Origin of the sequence: Streptococcus suis, assembly GCF_046032515.1 — a bacterium.
Taxonomy (GTDB): domain Bacteria; phylum Bacillota; class Bacilli; order Lactobacillales; family Streptococcaceae; genus Streptococcus; species Streptococcus suis_AL.
On record NZ_JARQPJ010000010.1, the window covers coordinates 1 to 15,744 of the forward strand.

A 15,744-nucleotide genomic window follows, 5' to 3' on the forward strand; every position below is an offset into this window, starting at 1 on the left:
TGATTGTTTTTTTATTCTAGTGTACAGGTAAATCCACGAATTCTCAACTGGGGGTCTTTACATATTGTCTATTTCAATAAACCACGTTCACGATACCATACATCAGGAGTCCAAACCCACTTGCAACCGTAGCTTTCTAGCAAATCAAAGGCTGCCTCAGGTCCCATCGTTCCAGCTGGATAGGTGTGGAGTGGGACTTGGTTGCTTGCCCACAAATCAACAATGCGGTCAATCAAGCTCCAGCTTGCTTTCACTTCTTCCCAATGGCTAAAGTTGGTAGAATCACCGTTCAAGACATCGAAAAATAGTTTTTCGTAGGCTTCGGGTGAATTTCCAAGAGCAGTTGCATTGTGGCGGAAGTTGAGTTTGGCAGGAGTAAGAGCAAAGTGGGAACCAACTTCCTTACCATTGATAGAGAGCATGAAGCCTTCTGTTGGCTGGATGAAGATGGTCAATACATTGGCCTCAGAAGGCTGACCAAAAATATCTTCCGCATGCTTGAAGGTGATGGTTACGCGCGTGCCCTTTTCTGTCAGACGTTTACCTGTACGGAAGAAGAAAGGTACATCACGGAAACGGTCAGTATCAACGAAGAAGACACCTCCTGCAAAGGTTTCTGTCTGAGAAGCTTCGGCAATATTTGGTTCATCCAAGTAGCTAACGTAGTCTTTTCCGTCGATGGAACCTGCTGCATATTGACCACGGATGAAGTTGCGTTTGAGGTCCTCATCAGAAGGCTGACGAAGGTGTTGGAAGACCTTGATCTTTTCAGCGCGGACATCTTCCTCCTTGAAGCTGGCTGGCTTATCCATTGCTAGAAGGGAAAGAACTTGAAGGGCATGGTTTTGCACCATGTCCTTCAAGGCACCAGAATGATCGTAGTAGCCCCCACGATCCTCAACACCAATCGCTTCAGCAAATGTAATTTGGACGTTATCGATGTAATCGCGGTTCCAAATATGCTCAAAAATGATATTGGCAAAGCGAACCGCAAAGATATTTTGCACCATTTCCTTTCCTAGGTAATGGTCGATACGGTAGATTTGGTCTTCATTGAAGGCTGCTGCCAATTCATCATTGAGTTTGGTAGCTGTAGCAAGGCTAGTTCCGAAAGGTTTTTCAATAATCAAGCGTTCAAAACCTTGTCCGTCAACAATCTGCTCAGATTTGAGGTGTTTGGCAATGGTTCCGAAAAATTCAGGCGCCATAGAGAGGAAGAAGACCTTGTTGTGCTGGGTATCGTATTTTTCACATAAGTCATCCTGCAATTTACGAAGAGCTACATAATGTTCCGTGTCATTGACATCATGGCTTTGGTAGTAGAAATGACTAGCAAATTCATGAGCTTGACGTGGTGTGTCAGGCAAATCACCCAGTGATTCAATGACGGTTTGCTCAAAAAATTCCTTGGTCCAGGGTCTGCGAGCTGTACCAATTACTGCAAAGTTTTCCTTGATGTGTCCAGCCTTATAGAGGCGAAATAAAGATGGGTAAAGTTTGCGTTTGGCAAGGTCGCCACTAGCACCAAAAATTGTAAACAATACATGTGATGACATAATTTCATTCCTATCTGTTGAATATCATTAATAGTATACCACAAATTGTCAGAAAATTCACTTTTTGAGTTGGGATTATTAGAAAACACGGTAGACATACGGGGAATCTGGCTGTTCAATCTGAACCATCGATTGTAATTCAAGTGTTGGGAGATTTTGTTTCAACGATGTGTGGTAGGAAACCTTGACTGTTCCTCTGGCTTTTACCCAAGTATTGTTAGGAAATTCTGTGGTAGCCCCCGTAGAGAGTAAGCCATATACCCCAGAATCAGCAATGCAGTGAATAATACCAAAGCGGAAAAGGAAAAATTGCTGGCTATTGTCAGGGTCATTGTAGACAAATCCAATCATTTCAATCGTTTTTCCTGAAAATTCCGTAGGATAGTCGTAGATTGCTTCCATCACTTCCATATAGTTTTCATTAGTAACGACAATGGTTTCTTCAGCCAAGTATTTATCAGCAATTTCACGCATCTGGTTTTGATAGGCAGATTTCGTAAAATAAATAGAAGTATCAGGCTTGAGATACTGAACAGTCGTCCCTTCTTGGTTTTGTGTATTAGCATCGTTTTCTGCTGCTAGTGGGAAATGATAGCCCTTGGCAGCAACAGTTGTTGAATCTAGGCTTACCGTGGGAAAGAGCCAGGTTATAGCAAGAGGAATGAGCAATAGTCCAATGCTTGATAGTTTGGCAATTTTGCTTTTTAAATGGCTATGTACTCGAATTTCTTTTACCCAGACATACAATTGTACGATGGCAAGTATGAAAGATAAAACCATGGATAGATAGGCTAGATAGCTATAGTGCAGATTAATGTATTGGTCTAATTTTCCAGAGACATAAAGATACATGGTCATCTCAAAATAGCCTGCAAGAATTAAAAAACGAATCATACTACACCTCCAAGTATCAGACTATATCCCAAAATAACGAGAGTGATAGTAATGATAAAACCGACTATAAATTTCCCCTTGAAATAATGTTTCATCATGAGCAAGTTTTTAACATCCACCATGGGTCCGATAACTAAGAAAGCCATTACTGGGGCAAATCCGAAGCTGGATAGTAGTGATGCGCCAATAAAGGCATCGGCTTCAGAACATAGGGAAAGAAGAAAGGCCAGCAACATCATCAGTAAAATAGCTGTTAACGGACTGTGACCGATGGTAGTCAGGACAGCAGTTGGAATATAGACTTGTACGAGACTTGCAAAGAGACAACCAAAGACTAGGTAACGTCCCGTATCAAAAAATTCATCAATGGCATGAATAAGTGCGAAGCCAACTTTTTGCCAGCTTGTTTTATTTGAATAATCATGCTGGTGATGGTCAAACTTGCTTCCTTTAAGAATGGGTCCTTTTACGAAAAAACCAAGAATGATTCCCAATACTAGGGATACAATGATGGCTCCTAGGGCTCTATAGAAGGCGAAAAGTAGGGAATTGCCAAAAGCAGTAAAGGTTGCAAAAAGGACGATGGGATTAATCACAGGAGCCGTTACTAAAAAGGGAACAGCAGTATAACTAGGTACTTTTTTCTCTAATAGCCGATTGACAATAGGGACAATACCACATTCGCAAGACGGGAAAATGAAGCCGATAAAGGTTCCAAATAGAATGGCAAGAAACTTGTTCTTGGGAAGGAGTTTATGGACTTTTTCAGGGGTGATAAACACATCAATAAAGCCAGAAATCAATGCTCCAATCAATACAAAGGGCAAGGCTTCAATCATGATAGACAGGAAAATAGCCCCCGCCTGTAGGACGGAGGTAGGTAATTGATCAAGACCGAACATATTATTTTTTATCCTGATTCAAGTTGTTTTTCTCGGAATTTTCTTTTGATTTTGGATCAGGATACTCAATTTCTTCCAGTTTTTCAAATGAAGCAAATTCTTCCAGCATCTTTTCTAAATCATCTTGTCGTTTATAGGTTACAGCCATAGGGCACCTCCAAAAATTTTATATACACATTATACATTTTTTACTAAAAATTATCTAAAGGAATCTGTTTTTATTGAAGCGCAAATATAGTTCGCACCTTCAAATCATGATATAATATTCTTATGAAAACAAGAATATCAGAATTAGTTAGCGTGCTCAATCAATACGCTAAAGAGTATTATCAATTGGACAAACCTAGCGCATCAGATGCAGAATATGATACGCTTTATCGTGAATTAGTAGAACTGGAAACAGCTCATCCAGAACTGATTTTACCAGATAGTCCTACCCATCGGGTCGGGGGAAAGGTGCTAGACGGATTTGAAAAATATAGTCATGTTTATCCTCTTTTTAGTTTGCAGGATGCTTTTTCTCGTGAAGAATTAGAAGCTTTTGACCAGCGAGTTCGCAAGGAATTTCCTCAAGCAACTTATATCTGTGAATTGAAGATTGACGGTCTATCTATTTCCCTGACCTATGAAGCGGGTAATTTAGTCGTGGGTGCTACACGTGGTGACGGTAGTGTCGGTGAAAATATTACAGAAAATCTCAAACGAGTGGCTGATATTCCTTTGACCCTACCCGAAGCTGTGGACATCACTGTCCGAGGTGAGTGTTATATGCCAAAGGCTTCCTTTGACCGTGTTAACAAACAGCGTCAGGAAGCTGGTGAAGCTGAATTTGCTAATCCGCGTAACGCAGCGGCAGGAACTCTTCGCCAATTAGACACAGGTGTCGTGGCCCAGCGTGGTCTTGCTACTTTCCTCTACCAAGAGGCCAGTCCTTCTGAGGCGACCAGCCAGTCACAAGTGCTGGAAAAGCTGGATAGTCTAGGCTTTGTGACCAACCACGACTACCAGTTGGCAGACACGATTGACGAGGTTTGGGCTTTTATTGAAAAAATGGCAGAGCGACGAGACGATTTGCCTTATGAAATCGATGGAATCGTCATTAAGGTCAATGACCTTGCCATCCAAGAAGAATTGGGCTTTACAGTTAAAGCACCTCGCTGGGCAGTAGCCTACAAGTTTCCAGCTGAGGAGAAAGAAGCGCAAATCCTATCGGTTGACTGGACTGTTGGCCGCACGGGTGTCGTTACACCAACTGCCAACCTTAGTCCTGTTCAACTAGCAGGAACGACTGTTAGCCGTGCTACTTTGCACAACGTAGACTATATTGCTGAAAAAGATATTCGTATTGGCGATACGGTCATTGTTTATAAGGCGGGAGATATTATTCCAGCAGTTCTGAAAGTGGTGGATAAATATCGAAAAGAGCAAGAAATCATGCCTATTCCTAGTCATTGTCCGTCTTGTCAGAGCGACCTACAACACTATGAGGACGAAGTTGCCCTCCGCTGTATCAACCCTATTTGTCCTAGTCAGCTGATGAGTAAGTTGGAACATTTTGCAAGTCGGGATGCCATGAACATTGCGGGACTGGGGAGTTCAATCGTTGAAAAACTCTTTGGAGCAGGCTTGGTACACGATGTTGCTGATATTTATAAATTAACTGTTGATGACCTATTGACTTTGGAAGGTTTCAAAGAAAAATCAGCTGACAAGCTCTATCAAGCCATTCAAACTTCTAAGAGCAACTCAGCAGAACGCCTCCTATTTGGACTGGGTATTCGCCATGTCGGCAGTAAGGCAAGTAAGATTTTAGTAGAAAAATTTGGCGATTTAGAAACCTTAGCATTTGCTGAACAAGAAGCAATTGCTTCGCTAGAAGGTCTTGGTCAGGTTATTGCTAAGTCCTTGACAACTTTTTTTGCTAGTGAGGGTGCGCAGCAACTTTTAACTGAACTTAAGGAAGCTAAGGTAAACTTGACCTATCTCGGACAAGTAGTAGATGAAAATGCTGCGCTATCGGGTATGACAGTTGTACTGACTGGTAAATTGGAGCGAATGAAACGAAACGAAGCCAAGGCCAAATTAGAAGCTTTAGGGGCAAATGTAGCAGGATCAGTTTCTAAAAAAACTAATCTTGTGGTTGCTGGAACAGATGCTGGTAGTAAATTGACCAAAGCACAGGAACTAGGTATCGAAATAAAAGATGAGGCTTGGTTGGAGAGCTTGTAAAGGTAAAACGATGGAAGAAAGAAAACGTGCTAGACTAATATATAATCCGACCTCAGGTCAAGAAATCATGAAGAAAAATGTAGCCGAAGTATTGGACATTTTGGAAGGCTACGGTTATGAAACTTCAGCTTTTCAAACAACTGCTGAGAAAGACTCTGCAAAAAATGAGGCTACACGTGCGGCACTTGCGGACTTTGACTTGATTATTGCGGCTGGTGGAGATGGAACGATCAATGAAGTCGTCAATGGAATTGCTCCGCTCGAAAAACGACCGAAAATGGCTATCATCCCAACTGGTACAACCAATGACTATGCGCGTGCCTTAAAAGTGCCCAGGGGAAATCCTGTAGAAGCAGCTAAGGTTATTGGTAAGCAGCAGACCATTTTAATGGATATTGGTTTAGCCAAAAATCAAAAAAATGGTTTTCATCAAGAACATTATTTTATCAACATTGCTGCGGCAGGTACACTTACGGAATTGACCTACAGTGTTCCAAGTCAACTTAAGACCATGTTTGGCTATTTGGCCTATGTGGTAAAAGGAGCAGAACTCTTGCCACAAGTACAATTTACACCTGTTCGTGTAGAGCATGACGAGGGCGTGTTTGAAGGCTCGGTTTCAATGATTTTTGTTGCCTTAACCAATTCAATTGGAGGTTTTGAACAGATCGTTCCAGATGCTAAGTTGGATGACGGCAATTTTACCTTATTAATGGTAAAAACGGGAAATTTATTTGAAATTCTGCATCTGATTCGTCAAGTCTTAGACGGTGGCAAACACATTGAGAGTGATTTAGTTGAATACATAAAAACCAAGAGCCTATCCATCGAAAATCTGAACCCAGATAACCGTCTACTGCTCAATCTAGATGGAGAGTTTGGTGGGGAAGCCCCTGTTCGTCTGTACAACCTATCAAACCATATAGAGTTTTTCGCAGATACAGATCTGGTTTCAGACCATGCAATCACTCTTGATACTGATCAGATGAATCGAGAAGATATGGCCAAACGATTCATTGAAGAAACAGACCATATTGATGAAGCTATTAAATAGGAATAAAAGATGAAACCGTCTTTTCTTTTTATTTTGTAAAAATGAATTAAACGCTTACAATGGCGGTATTTTCTTGACAAATAGATGTTTTAGGAGTATCCTTACATGGTATTAAATTTTAAAAGGAGAATTCGTTATGAGTTTAGGCGCATTGGCCCTTGGATTGGCCTGTCTTGGTGTAAGTATCGGTGAGGGACTGTTGGTGGCTTCATACCTTAGTTCGACTGCACGTCAACCAGAAATGCAAAGTAAATTGATGGCTGGTGTATTTTTGGGTGTTGCCTTTATCGAGGGAACTTTCTTCGTAACCTTGGCTATGACATTTGTCTTGAAATAGTAGAAAATAGAGAAATAGAAAAGGGGGGAACCTCCATTGGAAGAACATTTAAGTCCAACCCTTACCCTTGGTCCCGTAACCTTTGACCTGACCATGGTATTGGTTTCTGTCATTACCATTTCCATTATTTTCTTACTTGTTTTTTGGGCTAGTCGTCGGATGGAGCTCAAGCCAAAAGGAAAACAGAATGTTTTGGAGTACGTTTACGAATTGACCATCAATTTTACAAAAGGGAATCTTGGCGATGCGGAAGCAAAGCGGTATTCCTTGTTCTTCTTTACAGTCTTTACTTTTCTTTTGGTTGCCAATAATCTAGGTTTGATGACCAAATTGGAAACAGCAGAAGGACATAATTTGTGGACTTCTCCAACGGCCAATATGGCTTACGATTTCGGTTTGGCAACAATTGCAACAGTATTTTGTCATGTTGAAGGTATTCGTCGTCGTGGTTTCAAGGCGTACCTCAAATCTTTTGTGACACCCTGGGCTATGGCTCCAATGAACATTTTGGAAGAAGTGACCAACCTTGTGTCGCTTGCTCTTCGTCTGTACGGTAATATTTATGCTGGTGAAGTGCTTGTCTCTCTTCTTCTACAATTATCTCAACAAAGTGCACTTGCATATCCAATTGCCTTTGCTCTAAACGTTGTTTGGACAGCATTTTCTGTATTCATTTCATGCTTGCAGGGATATGTATTTATCATGTTGGTATCTATGTACTTAAATAAAAAAATTAGTGGTGAGAGTGAATAGGAAAGGGAAAGACAACTATGGCAACAACTATTACAATGCAATCTAGTACCATTCTTGGAAACTTTATCTTGGTAACAGTCTCATTTGCAGTACTTATTATTCTTATTCGTGTTTTTGCATGGGATAAAATTACAGGTATTTTTGAAGAACGTGCCAATAAGATTGCAAATGATATTGATGCTGCAGAAGAAAAACTAACAGCAGCAGCGAACCTTGTTCAACAACGTGAAGATGAGTTGGTACAGGGACGTATTGAAAGTCAAAAGATTATTCAAGACGCGGTTGAACGCGCAAAACTAGAGAAAAAACGTATTCTTGAGCAAGCAGATGTTGAAATTCAAGGATTGAAGCAAAAAGCTCAATTGGAAATTGAAGCTGAAAAACGTGAAGCACAAGAAAACTTGCGTGTTCAAGTTGCTGAATTGGCAGTTGATCTTGCAAGCAAAATTATTTTGGAAGATTTGGACCAACAAGCTCATAGTAACTTGATTGACCGTTATTTGGACAAACTAGGAGACAAGTAGATGAACGCTAGAGAAAATGCCATCGTGCAAAAATATGCTCTATCATTTGTTGAAAAAGTTAGTGATAATGCAGAAATTTGGGATATGTATGACCAAATTTCTGAATTGATTTCTATTATCCATGATAGTAAGCTGAATCGTCTCTTGCTGTCTGCTACGGTATCAAGAGAAGAAAAGGCTGAATTTGTAAGAACTGTTCGTCAATCAAGTTTTTGGCAAATTAATGACTTGATAGAAGATGTGATTCGAGATGGTCATGCAGATTTGCTGCTTGAAACACTTGAACGAGTTCAACTACAAATCAGTAAATTTAAAAATGAATTTGAAGCCCATGTGGCTTCAGTATATCCATTGACAGAAGCTCAAAAAGAGCGTCTCCGTCACTTGGTAGAACAACGATTTTCCTTGCGTGTACGCAATATCACGGAAGAACTTGATCAAAGTCTCCTCGGTGGTTTTATTGTAACGGTTAACCATAAGGTAATCGATGCAAGCGTTCGGACACAGTTGAAGGACGTTAGAAAAAAACTTTAGAAAATAGAAAGTGGTGTTCTTTTGATTAATGCACAAGAAATTAGCGCTTTACTAAAACAACAAATTGAAGGCTTTCAGCCTGACTTTGACTACACAGAGACTGGTGTCGTAACCTATATCGGTGACGGTATCGCCCGTGCGCAAGGTCTTGACAATGCCATGAGTGGAGAGCTTTTGGTATTTGAAAATGGCACCATTGGTATGGCACAAAACTTAGAAACCAACGATGTTGGTATCATCATTCTCGGACAATTTACCGATATTCGTGAAGGGTCAGTTGTTCGTCGTACTGGTAAAATTATGGAAGTACCAGTTGGTTCGGCTTTGATCGGTCGTGTCATCAACCCACTCGGTCAACCTGTGGATGGTCTTGGTGAAATTCGTACTAGTAAGACTCGTCCGATTGAATATCCAGCACCAGGTGTTATGCAACGTAAGTCGGTTAATGAACCGCTTCAAACTGGTCTTAAGGCGATTGACGCTTTGGTTCCGATTGGTCGTGGTCAGCGTGAATTGATTATCGGTGACCGTCAGACAGGGAAGACATCTGTAGCTATTGATGCTATTCTCAACCAAAAAGGCCAAGACATGATTTGTATCTATGTGGCTATCGGTCAGAAAGAGTCAACTGTTCGTACTCAGGTTGAAACCCTTCGGCAATATGGTGCTTTGGATTACACAATCGTAGTAACAGCATCTGCTTCACAACCGTCTCCATTGCTTTTCTTGGCTCCTTATGCTGGTGTTGCGATGGCAGAAGAGTTTATGTATGAAGGCAAACACGTCTTGATTGTTTACGATGATTTGTCAAAACAAGCGGTAGCTTACCGTGAATTATCTCTCTTGCTTCGTCGTCCTCCAGGTCGTGAAGCCTATCCAGGGGATGTATTCTACTTGCACAGTCGCTTGCTTGAGCGTTCAGCAAAGGTTTCAGATGAACTGGGCGGTGGCTCCATTACAGCTCTACCATTTATCGAAACACAAGCGGGGGATATTTCAGCTTACATCGCGACCAACGTGATTTCTATCACGGACGGACAAATCTTCTTGAAGGACGATTTATTCAACTCTGGTATCCGTCCAGCCATTGATGCGGGTTCTTCTGTATCGCGTGTTGGTGGCTCTGCACAGATTAAGGCCATGAAAAAGGTTGCAGGTACCCTTCGTATCGATTTGGCTTCATACCGTGAATTAGAAGCCTTTACGCAATTTGGTTCGGATTTGGATGCAGCAACTCAGGCCAAACTCAACCGAGGTCGTCGGACTGTGGAAGTCTTGAAACAACCATTGCATAAGCCACTTCCAGTTGAAAAACAGGTTTTGATTTTGTATGCTTTGACAAATGGCTTCTTGGATTCAGTGCCAATTGATGATATTTTGGCATTTGAAGAAGAACTGTACGCATATTTTGATTTGCACTACGATGGTCTTTTGGATGTTATTCGCACAACAAAAGATCTTCCTGACACAGATGAATTGAATGCTGCTATCCAAGCTTTCAAAGACCAGTCTGTCTTTAAGTAAAGGAGTGAATGATGGCAGGTTCTCTCAATGAAATCAAGTCAAAAATTGCATCAACTAAGAAAACCAGTCAAATCACCGGTGCCATGCAGATGGTTTCGGCTTCTAAATTAGCCAAATCAGAGCAATTAGCGCAATCCTTTCAGATCTACGCTAGTAAGGTTCGTCAGATTACAACGGATCTTTTGCGTGGAGAATTGATGGCTTCAGATACAAGCAATCCAATGCTGATTCGCCGTCCAGTTCAAAAATCGGGTTATATTGTCATTACCTCTGACAGTGGACTAAAAGGTTCATATAATTCCAGTATTTTGAAGGCTGTGATGGGGATGATTGAACAGGATCATGACTCGAAAGATGAGTATGAGATTATTGCTATTGGTAGCATGGGAGCAGATTTTTTCCGTGCTCGTGGTATCAATCCTGTCTTTGAATTGCGCGGTTTAGCAGACAATCCAAGTTTTGAAGAGGTTCAAAAAATCATTTCTAAGTCTGTTGAGATGTACAAGAATGAACTCTTTGATGAGTTGTATGTTTGTTATAACCACCATGTCAATAGTTTGACCAGTCAGGTGCGTGTACAACAGATGCTTCCTGTAGAAGATTTGGACCACAATGAAGCAGATGGTTATACAGCTACCTTTGAGTTGGAACCAAACCGTGAGGTTATTTTGGAACAACTCTTGACTCAATATGCAGAATCAACTATTTATGGAGCGATTTTGGATGCCAAAACTGCTGAAAATGCAGCAGGTATGACAGCCATGCAGACAGCGACGGATAATGCTAAGAATGTCATTAACGATTTGACAATCCAATACAATAGGGCTCGTCAGGCAGCGATTACTCAGGAAATTACTGAGATTGTAGCTGGTGCCTCAGCCCTTGAGTAATAGAAATAGAGGAAATAGAATGAGTTCAGGCAAAATTACTCAGGTTGTCGGACCAGTTGTAGACGTTGCGTTTGCAGCAGAAGATAAACTTCCTGAGATTAACAACGCACTCGTTGTATATAAAAATGATGATTCCAAACAAAAAGTCGTGCTTGAAGTGGCTTTGGAACTTGGTGATGGCGTTGTACGGACCATTGCCATGGAATCAACGGATGGATTGACACGTGGGATGGAAGTTCTCGATACAGGTCGTCCCATCTCTGTTCCAGTCGGTAAAGAAACCTTGGGTCGTGTCTTCAATGTGTTGGGAGATACCATTGACCTTGAAGAGTCTTTTCCGGCAGATTTTGAACGTGAGCCTATCCATAAGAAAGCGCCAGCTTTTGACGAATTATCTACTTCAAGCGAAATTTTGGAAACAGGGATTAAGGTTATCGACCTCCTAGCACCTTATCTAAAAGGTGGTAAGGTTGGTCTCTTCGGTGGTGCCGGTGTTGGTAAAACCGTTCTTATCCAAGAATTGATTCACAATATTGCCCAAGAACACGGTGGTATCTCTGTGTTTACCGGAGTTGGCGAGCGTACCCGTGAAGGGAACGATCTTTACTGGGAAATGAAAGAATCAGGTGTTATTGAAAAAACGGCCATGGTATTTGGTCAGATGAATGAGCCACCAGGAGCCCGTATGCGTGTTGCTCTTACTGGTTTGACCATTGCGGAATACTTCCGTGATGTGGAAGGGCAGGATGTTCTTCTGTTCATCGATAATATCTTCCGTTTCACTCAGGCTGGTTCAGAAGTGTCTGCCCTCTTGGGTCGTATGCCATCAGCCGTTGGTTACCAGCCAACACTGGCAACTGAGATGGGACAATTGCAGGAGCGTATTACCTCAACTAAGAAGGGTTCTGTTACATCTATTCAGGCCATTTACGTACCTGCGGATGACTATACAGACCCAGCTCCAGCGACAGCTTTCGCTCACTTGGACTCGACTACCAACTTGGAACGTAAGTTGACTCAGCTTGGTATCTACCCTGCGGTGGATCCATTGGCATCATCATCTCGTGCGCTTTCTCCACAAATCGTTGGTGAAGAGCACTATGCAGTGGCCATGGAAGTAAAACGTGTTCTTCAACGTTACCAAGAATTGCAAGATATTATTGCCATTCTCGGTATGGACGAATTGTCAGATGAAGAGAAGACCTTGGTTGGTCGCGCTCGTCGTATCCAATTCTTCCTCTCTCAAAACTTCAATGTTGCGGAGCAATTTACAGGAATGCCAGGTTCTTATGTGCCAGTAGCTGAAACGGTGAAAGGCTTTAAGGAAATCTTGGACGGCAAACACGACCATCTACCAGAAGATGCCTTCCGAAATGTTGGTTCAATTGAGGATGTGGTCGCTAAAGCTGCTAAAATGAAATTCTAGAGGTGGCTTATGGGACAAATGACTGTACAAATCGTAACACCAGACGGTATCAAATATGACCATCATGCAGCATTTGTTTTGGTCAAAACGGTTGATGGTGAGATGGGTGTCTATTCTGGACATGAAGAACTGATTGCAGTTTTGGAAATCGGTGAAATGAAAGTGCGTCGTGTGGATGATGAAAACCATGTAGACTGGATTGCGGTCAATGGTGGAATCATTGAAGTCAACAAGGATATTATTACGGTCATTTCTGATTCCGCTGAGCGGGAACGGGATATTGATATTAGTCGTGCGGAACGTGCCAAATTGCGCGCGGAACGTGAATTGGAAGAAGCACAGACTGCTCGTAATATTGATATGGAGATGCGTGCAACAGTCGCCCTCCAACGTGCGATAAATCGTATTCGTGTTGGAAAACATTAATCTATATGGGATTGAACTTGGTTCAGTTCCTTTTTTTCATTTCATGGTATAATGGAAACATGGTAATTTCAATTTTACAGTTTTTTAGTCATATATTGTTTATCTATCTGGCTCATCATCTCTTGGTTACAACAGTTGATTGGTCACGGTGGTTGAAGGTGACTGGGGACAATCAGCGTAAAATCAATTTGCTGATTCTCTTTCTGACAATAGCACTGGGGTACTTAGTCTCGACTTTCTTTTTAGAATTGTTGATGATGGGACGCTCTTTTGCAAATATGTGATTTAAGTAAGAAAAGGATAAGAAATGGATACAATTATTGTTACAGGTAGTAAAAACGGTTTGAAAGGACAGGTTGAGATTGAGGGGGCGAAGAATGCCGTTCTGCCTTTATTGGCAGCAACGGTTCTAGCAAGTCAAGGACAGACCAAATTGACTCAGGTTCCTATTTTGTCTGATGTCTATACAATGAATAATGTTGTACGTGGTCTGGGAGTTCGTGTGAAATTTGACGAGGAGACAAAGACTATCGATATTGACGCAACAGGTAAACTTGGTAGCGAAACTCCTTATAAGTATGTGAGTCAAATGCGCGCCTCTATTGTTATTCTTGGTCCGATTTTGGCACGCAATGGTTATGCTAAGGTTTCTATGCCAGGAGGTTGTACAATTGGTAGCCGTCCAATAGATTTGCACTTAAAAGGTTTGCAAGCTATGGGGGCTAAAATTAAGCAACGTGCGGGTTATATTGAAGCGAGTGCAGAGAACTTGCAGGGAGCTCATATCTATCTTGATTTCCCAAGTGTTGGGGCAACGCAAAACTTAATGATGGCTGCAACTCTGGCGCAGGGCACAACGGTATTGGAAAATGCAGCGCGAGAACCTGAAATTGTTGACTTGGCTATTTTCCTAAACAAAATGGGGGCCAAAGTTAAGGGAGCAGGTACAGAGACGATTACGATTACTGGTGTAGAAGAATTGACTGGCGCAGAACATCAAGTGGTGCAAGATCGTATCGAAGCGGGCACCTTTATGGTGGCAGCGGCAATGACTGGTGGAGATGTCTTGGTCAAGGATGCTGTCTGGGAGCACAACCGTCCACTCATTTCTAAGATGTTGGAAATGGGAGTTGAGGTGACGGAAGAAGCTGAAGGGATTCGAGTTCGTTCGCAAGTGGATAAGCTTAAACCTGTAACAGTAAAAACTTTGCCCCACCCAGGCTTCCCAACGGATATGCAGGCTCAATTTACAGCTCTAATGGCAGTTGCAAAGGGTGAATCTACCATGATTGAAACGGTATTTGAGAATCGTTTCCAGCATTTGGAAGAAATGCGTCGGATGGATTTGCATTCGGAAATTTTGCGTGATACAGCTATTATTACAGGTGGTCAGACCTTGCAAGGTGCTCAGGTTATGTCTACTGATTTGCGAGCTAGTGCTGCATTGATTTTGGCAGGTTTGGTTGCTGAAGGTGAGACGATTGTAGGTAAATTAACGCACTTAGATCGAGGTTACTATCGTTTTCATGAGAAATTAGCTGCTTTAGGTGCAACGATTGAACGTGTGAGTGGAGAAGATGAAAATGGATAAGGATAATCTTAGCTATGTTGGTAAAAATTTAATCTTAGTAGCAGTTGTTTTGTTGATTGCTATTTTGGTGTTTATTTTAGGATTAATGGTTGGTTACGGTGTCATAGGAGATGGAGACAATGTATTTGCGGTGTTGTCACCAGCTAAGTGGCAAGAACTAATCGGTAAATTTACAGGAAAGTAGGCTGGACCTGCTTTTTTGATGGAGAGAAAATGGCGAAGAAAAATGTAAAAAAACAAGCGATGAGTCTGCTCAGATTATTGGCTACGATTGTTGTAGTAGCGGGTGGCTATCTTTTAAGTGATAACAAGAGCAGTAACGTTGCTAATTATTCCTATTATGTCAATCAGTCTAAGGCAAGCGAGAGCACACCTAGTCAGGAACTAGCTAGTTCTGTATTGACTGAGGATGTAAAGAAACAGCTTGGACATTCAATTGACTGGAATGGAGCGGGTGCTTTTATCATCAACGGAAATAAGACTGATTTAGATGCTTCAGTCTCTAGTAAGCCCTATGCGGATAATAAGACAAAGACTGTGCAGGGAGAAACGGTTCCAACAGTGGCAAATGCCCTTTTAGCCAAATCAACGCGACAGTATAAGAGTCGTGAAGAAACAGGAAATGGTTCGACTTCATGGACCCCAGCTGGTTGGCATCAGGTACAGGATTTGGATGGATCCTATGATCATGCGATTGATAGGGGGCATCTGCTGGGCTATGCCTTGATTGGCGGTTTAAAAGGCTTTGATGCTTCAACCAGCAATCCTAAGAATATTGCAGTTCAAACAGCTTGGTCCAATCAGGCAAGGGCTGAGGATTCGACGGGGCAAAACTATTTTGAGAGTCAAGTTCGTAAAGCTTTGGATAAGAACAAACGTGTTCGTTACCGCGTGACCTTGATTTATGCTGATGAGGATGATTTGGTTCCAGTCGGAAGTCATCTAGAGGCAAAAGCAGCAGATGGTAGCCTAGAGTTCAATGTGTTTGTTCCAAATGTGCAGAGCGGTCTCAGTATCAACTATCATAGTGGGGAAATTGCAGTAAATCAATAAATAGTCAGACAAATTCTCTCTCGCCAAATCAAATATATCAGACGATTTTCG

The 15,744-nt window shown here is 41.8% G+C and carries 18 protein-coding genes; 14 read left to right on the forward strand and 4 right to left on the reverse strand.

Going from position 1 to position 15,744, the window contains the following annotated elements:
- Nucleotides 1-68 precede the first annotated feature (68 nt).
- The 4 genes from zwf to P7J49_RS05715 all read right to left on the reverse strand — a co-directional run bounded on the left by zwf (nucleotide 69) and on the right by P7J49_RS05715 (nucleotide 3,500).
- Nucleotides 69-1,556: a glucose-6-phosphate dehydrogenase gene (gene zwf, locus P7J49_RS05700; RefSeq protein ID WP_044668739.1), complete on the reverse strand. Its 1,488-nt coding sequence runs from the start codon at nucleotides 1,554-1,556 to the stop codon at nucleotides 69-71.
- A gap of 78 nt (nucleotides 1,557-1,634) precedes the next feature.
- Nucleotides 1,635-2,450 carry a TIGR03943 family putative permease subunit gene (locus P7J49_RS05705; RefSeq protein ID WP_408569895.1) on the reverse strand — a complete coding sequence of 272 codons (816 nt, stop codon included), beginning with the start codon at nucleotides 2,448-2,450 and terminating at the stop codon, nucleotides 1,635-1,637.
- Complete coding sequence (locus P7J49_RS05710; protein WP_408569897.1) at nucleotides 2,447-3,352, reverse strand: permease; 906 nt, start codon at nucleotides 3,350-3,352, stop codon at nucleotides 2,447-2,449. The genes P7J49_RS05705 and P7J49_RS05710 overlap by 4 nt, the downstream gene beginning before the upstream one ends.
- Nucleotide 3,353: 1 nt before the next feature.
- Complete coding sequence (locus P7J49_RS05715; RefSeq protein WP_002936026.1) at nucleotides 3,354-3,500, reverse strand: SPJ_0845 family protein; 147 nt, start codon at nucleotides 3,498-3,500, stop codon at nucleotides 3,354-3,356.
- A gap of 122 nt (nucleotides 3,501-3,622) precedes the next feature.
- On the opposite strand from P7J49_RS05715, the gene ligA reads away from it, so the two are divergent.
- The 14 genes from ligA to P7J49_RS05785 all read left to right on the forward strand — a co-directional run bounded on the left by ligA (nucleotide 3,623) and on the right by P7J49_RS05785 (nucleotide 15,693).
- A complete protein-coding gene (gene ligA / locus P7J49_RS05720; RefSeq protein WP_029185885.1) occupies nucleotides 3,623-5,581 on the forward strand; it encodes an NAD-dependent DNA ligase LigA in 1,959 nt (652 codons plus the stop codon).
- Between the two features lie 10 nt (nucleotides 5,582-5,591).
- The gene (locus tag P7J49_RS05725) at nucleotides 5,592-6,635 is read left to right on the forward strand and encodes a diacylglycerol kinase family lipid kinase (RefSeq protein ID WP_408569900.1); all 1,044 of its coding nucleotides are present in this window, start codon (nucleotides 5,592-5,594) and stop codon (nucleotides 6,633-6,635) included.
- 136 nt (nucleotides 6,636-6,771) lie between these two features.
- The gene (locus P7J49_RS05730) at nucleotides 6,772-6,972 is read left to right on the forward strand and encodes a F0F1 ATP synthase subunit C (RefSeq protein WP_002936021.1); all 201 of its coding nucleotides are present in this window, start codon (nucleotides 6,772-6,774) and stop codon (nucleotides 6,970-6,972) included.
- Nucleotides 6,973-7,008: 36 nt separating this feature from the next.
- Nucleotides 7,009-7,725, forward strand: a complete 717-nt coding sequence (gene atpB / locus P7J49_RS05735) for a F0F1 ATP synthase subunit A (RefSeq protein ID WP_024407435.1) — start codon at nucleotides 7,009-7,011, stop codon at nucleotides 7,723-7,725.
- A 17-nt stretch (nucleotides 7,726-7,742) separates the two neighbouring features.
- Nucleotides 7,743-8,249: a F0F1 ATP synthase subunit B gene (gene atpF, locus P7J49_RS05740; RefSeq protein WP_002939801.1), complete on the forward strand. Its 507-nt coding sequence runs from the start codon at nucleotides 7,743-7,745 to the stop codon at nucleotides 8,247-8,249.
- Nucleotides 8,250-8,783: a F0F1 ATP synthase subunit delta gene (locus tag P7J49_RS05745; protein ID WP_408569902.1), complete on the forward strand. Its 534-nt coding sequence runs from the start codon at nucleotides 8,250-8,252 to the stop codon at nucleotides 8,781-8,783.
- A 3-nt stretch (nucleotides 8,784-8,786) separates the two neighbouring features.
- Entirely contained in the window at nucleotides 8,787-10,307 is a 1,521-nt protein-coding gene (gene atpA, locus P7J49_RS05750) for a F0F1 ATP synthase subunit alpha (RefSeq protein ID WP_032497571.1), read from the forward strand.
- Between the two features lie 11 nt (nucleotides 10,308-10,318).
- Nucleotides 10,319-11,197, forward strand: coding sequence for a F0F1 ATP synthase subunit gamma (locus P7J49_RS05755; RefSeq protein ID WP_002936012.1), 879 nt, complete (start codon nucleotides 10,319-10,321; stop codon nucleotides 11,195-11,197).
- Between the two features lie 19 nt (nucleotides 11,198-11,216).
- A complete protein-coding gene (gene atpD, locus P7J49_RS05760) occupies nucleotides 11,217-12,623 on the forward strand; it encodes a F0F1 ATP synthase subunit beta (RefSeq protein ID WP_024407431.1) in 1,407 nt (468 codons plus the stop codon).
- A 9-nt stretch (nucleotides 12,624-12,632) separates the two neighbouring features.
- Entirely contained in the window at nucleotides 12,633-13,049 is a 417-nt protein-coding gene (locus tag P7J49_RS05765) for a F0F1 ATP synthase subunit epsilon (RefSeq protein WP_002936007.1), read from the forward strand.
- A 59-nt stretch (nucleotides 13,050-13,108) separates the two neighbouring features.
- Nucleotides 13,109-13,333, forward strand: coding sequence for a DUF1146 family protein (locus tag P7J49_RS05770; protein WP_408569903.1), 225 nt, complete (start codon nucleotides 13,109-13,111; stop codon nucleotides 13,331-13,333).
- A 23-nt stretch (nucleotides 13,334-13,356) separates the two neighbouring features.
- Nucleotides 13,357-14,640, forward strand: a complete 1,284-nt coding sequence (gene murA / locus P7J49_RS05775) for a UDP-N-acetylglucosamine 1-carboxyvinyltransferase (protein ID WP_024400741.1) — start codon at nucleotides 13,357-13,359, stop codon at nucleotides 14,638-14,640.
- Nucleotides 14,633-14,824, forward strand: coding sequence for a DNA-directed RNA polymerase subunit beta (locus tag P7J49_RS05780; protein WP_012775177.1), 192 nt, complete (start codon nucleotides 14,633-14,635; stop codon nucleotides 14,822-14,824). Before murA ends, P7J49_RS05780 begins: the two co-directional genes overlap by 8 nt.
- A gap of 29 nt (nucleotides 14,825-14,853) precedes the next feature.
- Nucleotides 14,854-15,693, forward strand: a complete 840-nt coding sequence (locus P7J49_RS05785; protein ID WP_408569904.1) for a DNA/RNA non-specific endonuclease — start codon at nucleotides 14,854-14,856, stop codon at nucleotides 15,691-15,693.
- The last annotated feature ends 51 nt before the right edge of the window (nucleotides 15,694-15,744 follow it).

What these genes read in the sequence shown, in the direction of transcription:
- P7J49_RS05705 (WP_408569895.1), bottom strand. Translation starts at nt 2,450, where the DNA reads ATGATTCGTTTTTTAATTCTTGCAGGCTATTTTGAGATGACCATGTAT.
- P7J49_RS05725 (WP_408569900.1), top strand. Translation starts at nt 5,592, where the DNA reads ATGGAAGAAAGAAAACGTGCTAGACTAATATATAATCCGACCTCAGGT.
- P7J49_RS05745 (WP_408569902.1), top strand. Translation starts at nt 8,250, where the DNA reads ATGAACGCTAGAGAAAATGCCATCGTGCAAAAATATGCTCTATCATTT.
- P7J49_RS05765 (WP_002936007.1), top strand. Translation starts at nt 12,633, where the DNA reads ATGGGACAAATGACTGTACAAATCGTAACACCAGACGGTATCAAATAT.
- P7J49_RS05730 (WP_002936021.1), top strand. Translation starts at nt 6,772, where the DNA reads ATGAGTTTAGGCGCATTGGCCCTTGGATTGGCCTGTCTTGGTGTAAGT.
- atpF (WP_002939801.1), top strand. Translation starts at nt 7,743, where the DNA reads ATGGCAACAACTATTACAATGCAATCTAGTACCATTCTTGGAAACTTT.
- P7J49_RS05710 (WP_408569897.1), bottom strand. Translation starts at nt 3,352, where the DNA reads ATGTTCGGTCTTGATCAATTACCTACCTCCGTCCTACAGGCGGGGGCT.
- P7J49_RS05785 (WP_408569904.1), top strand. Translation starts at nt 14,854, where the DNA reads ATGGCGAAGAAAAATGTAAAAAAACAAGCGATGAGTCTGCTCAGATTA.
- P7J49_RS05715 (WP_002936026.1), bottom strand. Translation starts at nt 3,500, where the DNA reads ATGGCTGTAACCTATAAACGACAAGATGATTTAGAAAAGATGCTGGAA.
- zwf (WP_044668739.1), bottom strand. Translation starts at nt 1,556, where the DNA reads ATGTCATCACATGTATTGTTTACAATTTTTGGTGCTAGTGGCGACCTT.
- P7J49_RS05780 (WP_012775177.1), top strand. Translation starts at nt 14,633, where the DNA reads ATGGATAAGGATAATCTTAGCTATGTTGGTAAAAATTTAATCTTAGTA.
- P7J49_RS05770 (WP_408569903.1), top strand. Translation starts at nt 13,109, where the DNA reads ATGGTAATTTCAATTTTACAGTTTTTTAGTCATATATTGTTTATCTAT.
- murA (WP_024400741.1), top strand. Translation starts at nt 13,357, where the DNA reads ATGGATACAATTATTGTTACAGGTAGTAAAAACGGTTTGAAAGGACAG.
- P7J49_RS05755 (WP_002936012.1), top strand. Translation starts at nt 10,319, where the DNA reads ATGGCAGGTTCTCTCAATGAAATCAAGTCAAAAATTGCATCAACTAAG.
- atpD (WP_024407431.1), top strand. Translation starts at nt 11,217, where the DNA reads ATGAGTTCAGGCAAAATTACTCAGGTTGTCGGACCAGTTGTAGACGTT.
- ligA (WP_029185885.1), top strand. Translation starts at nt 3,623, where the DNA reads ATGAAAACAAGAATATCAGAATTAGTTAGCGTGCTCAATCAATACGCT.